General features: G+C 29.9%; 3 protein-coding genes. All 3 read left to right on the plus strand.

What is annotated here, in order from left to right; all coding sequences use genetic code 11:
- Nucleotides 1-697: 697 nt before the first annotated feature.
- The 3 genes from BGI41_RS06465 to BGI41_RS06475 all read left to right on the plus strand — a co-directional run bounded on the left by BGI41_RS06465 (nt 698) and on the right by BGI41_RS06475 (nt 5,012).
- Nucleotides 698-1,552 carry a formate/nitrite transporter family protein gene (locus BGI41_RS06465; protein ID WP_198945428.1) on the plus strand — a complete coding sequence of 285 codons (855 nt, stop codon included), beginning with the start codon at nt 698-700 and terminating at the stop codon, nt 1,550-1,552.
- A gap of 163 nt (nt 1,553-1,715) precedes the next feature.
- Nucleotides 1,716-3,779: a formate dehydrogenase subunit alpha gene (gene fdhF / locus BGI41_RS06470; protein WP_088539659.1), complete on the plus strand. Its 2,064-nt coding sequence runs from the start codon at nt 1,716-1,718 to the stop codon at nt 3,777-3,779.
- A gap of 6 nt (nt 3,780-3,785) precedes the next feature.
- Nucleotides 3,786-5,012, plus strand: a complete 1,227-nt coding sequence (locus tag BGI41_RS06475) for a Coenzyme F420 hydrogenase/dehydrogenase, beta subunit C-terminal domain (RefSeq protein WP_088539661.1) — start codon at nt 3,786-3,788, stop codon at nt 5,010-5,012.
- Nucleotides 5,013-5,293: the final 281 nt, after the last annotated feature.

Consider the following 5,293-nt stretch of genomic DNA (forward strand, 5'->3'; position numbering starts at 1 on the left):
CGTTTATTTTATTTTAATTATTTAAAGTATGTTTAAAATTAAATATTTTTCATAAGATTATATTTTAATTCATTTAAAATTAAAAATATATTTTATTTTTATTTATTTAATCTTTTAATTTATTTATAATTAATTTAATTTTTACGATATGAAAAACATTATCATGATAAATAATGATAAATTGAATTTTTAATATTTTTCATAAATGTCTAAAAATTTAATCTTATTAAAATCTTTAAACCTCTTATAATTAGAATAAAAGCTAATTTTAGGAAGATAAAAAATTCATGTATGAAAATAATTTATCATGATTTATAATATTTTTATAAAATATTCTCAAAATTTAAAAAAAACTCATAAAATAATAGTATTAATTAAAATAATTAATTTTAATTTAATTTTACTAAAAAAAAGATAGTATACGTCTATTTAAGAAAATTAATTGAAAAATAATGTTTTTTTAAAAAAAGTTTAATCAAAAATAATGTGTATTTATCATGATTTTTAATTGTAATATTAATATTTTATAAGAACTTATTATATAAATATTTTCATTTGAATGTAATGAAAATCTTTTATTAATAAAATTAAGAAAAGAAGTAAACATAATACTATTAATTCTTATAATATGTGGGAATGTTATAAGTTATTAAGTATTATCAAAAAAAATAATATGGGAAAAATAGAGGTTATTAAAATGAATTCTTCTTGTAAAAGTCCTAAACAGGTTGCTGCAGCAGTAGCAACTACTGGTGAAGCAAAAGGTAATGCAACTATAAGTGAAGCTGTTTTATTAAGTTTCCTTGCTGGTGCATACATTGCATTCGGTGGAATGTTAGCAGAAGTTGCTAATGCCGGAATGATTGCTGCAGGTTATCCTGTTGGATTAAGTAAATTAGTATTCGGGGCAGTGTTCCCTGTAGGTCTTATTATGGTTATTATTGCTGGATCTGATTTATTTACTGGAAACTGTTTATACATGACATTAGGTGTATTATCTGGTAGAACTACCGCAGGTAAATTAGGTAGAAATTGGGTTATCAGTTGGATTTTCAACTTTGTCGGAGCTTTATTTGTTGCATATGTACTTGCATACGCAACAGGTATTATGACAGCAGCACCATTTAAAGCTGGAGCTATTACTGTTGCTAGTACTAAAGCACTTGGTGGTGCTACATTCATGGCTGCTGAAAAAGCTACTACATCTCTTACATGGACACAAGCATTGTTAAGAAGTATTGGTTGTAACTGGCTTGTATGTGTAGCATGTTGGTTAGCAGTAGCATCTGACGATGTAGTTGGTAAAGTTTTCGGTATTTGGTTCCCAATTATGACTTTCGTTACCCTTGGATTTGAACACAGTGTTGCAAATATGTTCTTTATCCCATTAGGTATATTCTTAGGTGGAGATATTACCTGGACACAAGCTTTTGTAAATAATTTAATTCCTGTAACAATTGGTAACATAATTGGTGGAGCTATATTTGTTGCAATGATATACTACTTTGTTTATATTAGACATGGTAACGATTATCTTGTTGGAATTATGTAAACAAGATATTCCATCATATATAAGACTAGATTTAAAAAAATATATGGATCCATATAAAACACAAAATAATGTTAACTGGGGGGTATGGGGTATAATATTATTTTACACATATATTTTTTTAGAGAGATTAAAATTTAATATAATTTAATATGGAGATTATAAAATGGTTGAGATAAAATATGTCCCAACAATATGTCCTTTTTGTGGTACTGGTTGCGGATTGAACCTCGTTGTAAAAGACGGAAAAGTATGTGGTGTTGAACCATGGAAAAGAAATCCTGTAAACTCTGGAAAATTATGTCCAAAAGGAAACTTTTCATGGGAATTTATTAACAGAGAAGATAGATTAAAAACTCCACTCATTAAAGAAAATGGTGAATTTAGAGAAGCTACTTGGGATGAAGCTTTAACTAAAATTGCAAATAAATTAAATGAAGTTAAAGCAGAAGATCCTAAACAAATAGGATTCTATGCATGTGCAAGATCACCTAATGAAAATATTTTTGTTACACAAAAATTTGCTAGAGTAGCATGTAATACTCATAACGTTGATCATTGTGCACGTATTTGTCACGGTCCTACTGTAGCTGGACTTGCTAACAGTTTTGGTTCCGGTGCTATGACCAATGGATTTGATAGTATTGAACAATCTGATTATATTATTGTCATTGGTGCTAACAGTATGGAAGCACACCCATTATTTGCTCGTAAATTAATTAGAGCTAAAGAAAATAATGGTGCAAAAATTGTTGTAATTGATCCACGTTATACTCCTACTGCAAGACTTGCTGATACTTATCTTGAATTTAAATCAGGTACTGATGTTGCATTGTTAAACGGTATGATGAAAATCATCATAGATGAAGGTCTTGAAGATAAAGATTTCATTGAAAAAAGATCTAAAAACTTCGATGCATTTAAAGATGTTGTTGAAAAATATGACTTAGATAGAGTAGTTGAAATTACTGAAGCTGACCCTGAATTAATTAAACAAATTGCAATCGAATATGCTAAAGCAGATAAAGCAGCTATTGTTTATTCTTTAGGTATTACTGAACATTCACATGGTGCAGATAACGTTATGTCTACTGCTAACATGGCTTTATTAACTGGTAACCTTGGAAGAGAAGGTACTGGTGTAAATCCATTAAGAGGACAAAACAACGTACAAGGTGCTTGTGATATGGGTGCATTACCTACTGATTATGCAGGATATCGTAAAGTTAAAGACCCAGAAACTACAGCATGGATGAATGAATATTGGGGTTGTAACCTTAGTACTGAACCTGGATTAACTTTAGTAGAAATGATTAATGCAGCAGAAACTGGTGATTTAAAAGTATTATACATTACTGGAGAAGACCCTGTATTATCTGATGCAGATATTAACCATACTAAAAAATCATTAGCTAATTTAGATATGTTAGTTGTACAAGATCTTTTCATGACTGATACTGCTCAATGTGCAGATATTGTATTACCTGCAGCAGGATGGGGTGAACAAGATGGTACCTTTACTAATGGTGAAAGACGTGTTCAAAGAGTACGTAAAGCTCAAGATCCACCTGGAGATGCAATGTTAGATTGGAAAATCATGGAACAAATTGCTATTAGAATGGGTGAAGATGCACATCCAGAACAATTCCATTATGAAACTGCTCAAGATATTTGGGAAGAAGTCAGAGAAGTTGCTCCAAATATGTCTGGTATAAGTTCTGAAAGATTAGATACTCCTGAAGCTTGTCACTGGCCTTGTTTCAGTGTTGATGATTCGTGTGGTCCTTTAATGTATGAAGAAAAATTCTCACATCCTGATGGATTAGCTATATTCCAACCTTTAGAACATACTGGTCCTGTAGAAGTTCCTGATGAAGAATATCCATTCCTTTTAACTACTACACGTCTTTTATTCCATTACCATGCAGCAATGACTAGAAGATGTAAAACTTTAGATAATGAGGTAAAAACTGGATATATTGAAATTAACACTGAAGATGCTAAACGTTTAGGTATTTTAGATGGCGAAATTGTAAAAGCAAGTTCTAGAAGAGGAGTTATTGAAATTCCTGCAAGAGTTACTGATGATATTAAACCTGGTATAGTTAATATACCTATGCACTTCTCAGAATGTGCAGCAAATATGTTAACTAATTCCAAATCATTTGATCCAAAATCTAAAATGGTAGAACTTAAAGCTTGTGCTATTAATGTTGAAAAAATGGAGTAGATTGAAATGACATATAAAGTAAATGATATGGCTTATGCTTATTCTGCAAACGACGCTATTAAAGAAAAAGGAGAATATGGTGGAGCAGTAACTACTATAATGAAATACTTACTTGAAGAAAACATCGTTGATGCAGTTGTTGCTGTTGAAGAAGGATGGGATTTATATGATGCTAAACCTATTCTTATCACTGATCCTGAAGATATAATTAAATCTGCAGGTTCACTTCACTGTGGTACATTAAACTTAGCTAAATTTGTAACTAAATACTTAGATGGTGCAAGAGATATAAAAATAGCAGTTACATGTAAACCTTGTGATGCTATGACCATTAGAGAATTAATGAGAAAAGGAAGAATCATTGAAGATAATGTCATTATGATTGGTGTAAACTGTGGTGGTACTATGCCTCCAGTAGATACCATTAAAATGATTAAAGAAGTCTATGATATGGATCCTACTAAAATTACCAAAGAAGAAATTGCTAAAGGTAAACTCATAATGGGATACGCTGATGGTACAGAAAAAGCATTTAAAATAGATGAACTTGAAGAAGAAGGTAAAGGTAGACGTGAAAACTGTCGTCGTTGTACTATGAATATTCCAACTAATGCAGATATGGCATTAGGTAACTGGGGTGTTATTGGAGATCTTAATGGAAAAGCTACATTTGTAGAACTCTGTTCTGAAAAAGGTGCAGATGTTTTCAATAAAGTAGTTGATGCTGGTTTAGTTGAAACTGCTGAACCTATAGAAAAAGGTATTGAAATCCGTGAAAAAATTGATAACATCATGACTAAAAACGCATTTAAACAAAGAGAAGTTGATTTCGCTGATACTACTGGTGATGTTTTAGATGTTTTAGATAAATATAAAGATCAATTATCTAAATGTATAAAATGTTATGGTTGTCGTGAATCATGTCCTCTCTGTTATTGTGAAGATTGTTGTCTTGAAACTGAAGGACCTGAATGGGTACCTGGTGGATATGTACCTGCAGCTCCATTCTTCCACTTAACACGTATGGTACACATGGCTGATGCATGTACTAATTGTGGTCAATGTTCTGATGTATGTCCTGTAGAAATTCCAGTTTCAAAAATTTGGGCTACTGTTAATCAAGCAGTTAGGGATAAATTTGATTATTACAGTGGTGTTGACAATGGTGACACACCATTACCATTTACTGAATTTGAGGACACAGGTACTAGAGACTATTTAAAAAGGAAATAAATAATAATATTTATTTCCTATATTTTTTATCACTCAAAATTTCTTCTCTTTAGTTTTTTTTAAGATTATTATATTTATTTAACTACTATTTGTTGGAAACCTATATTCCTATATTAGGTTTTCAACTTATTTTTTATCACTTTTTTTATTATTTTTTAATTAATTTTTTTACATTCAATCTTAAAATTAGAGATATTGATTTATTATTGATTAATTAAATTTTATTTTTTAATAATTTTTAAATTTAAATTTAGATAAGTTTAAATATTAAATGTAATATA

Origin of the sequence: Methanobrevibacter sp. 87.7, assembly GCF_002208625.1 — an archaeon.
Lineage (GTDB): Archaea > Methanobacteriota > Methanobacteria > Methanobacteriales > Methanobacteriaceae > Methanarmilla.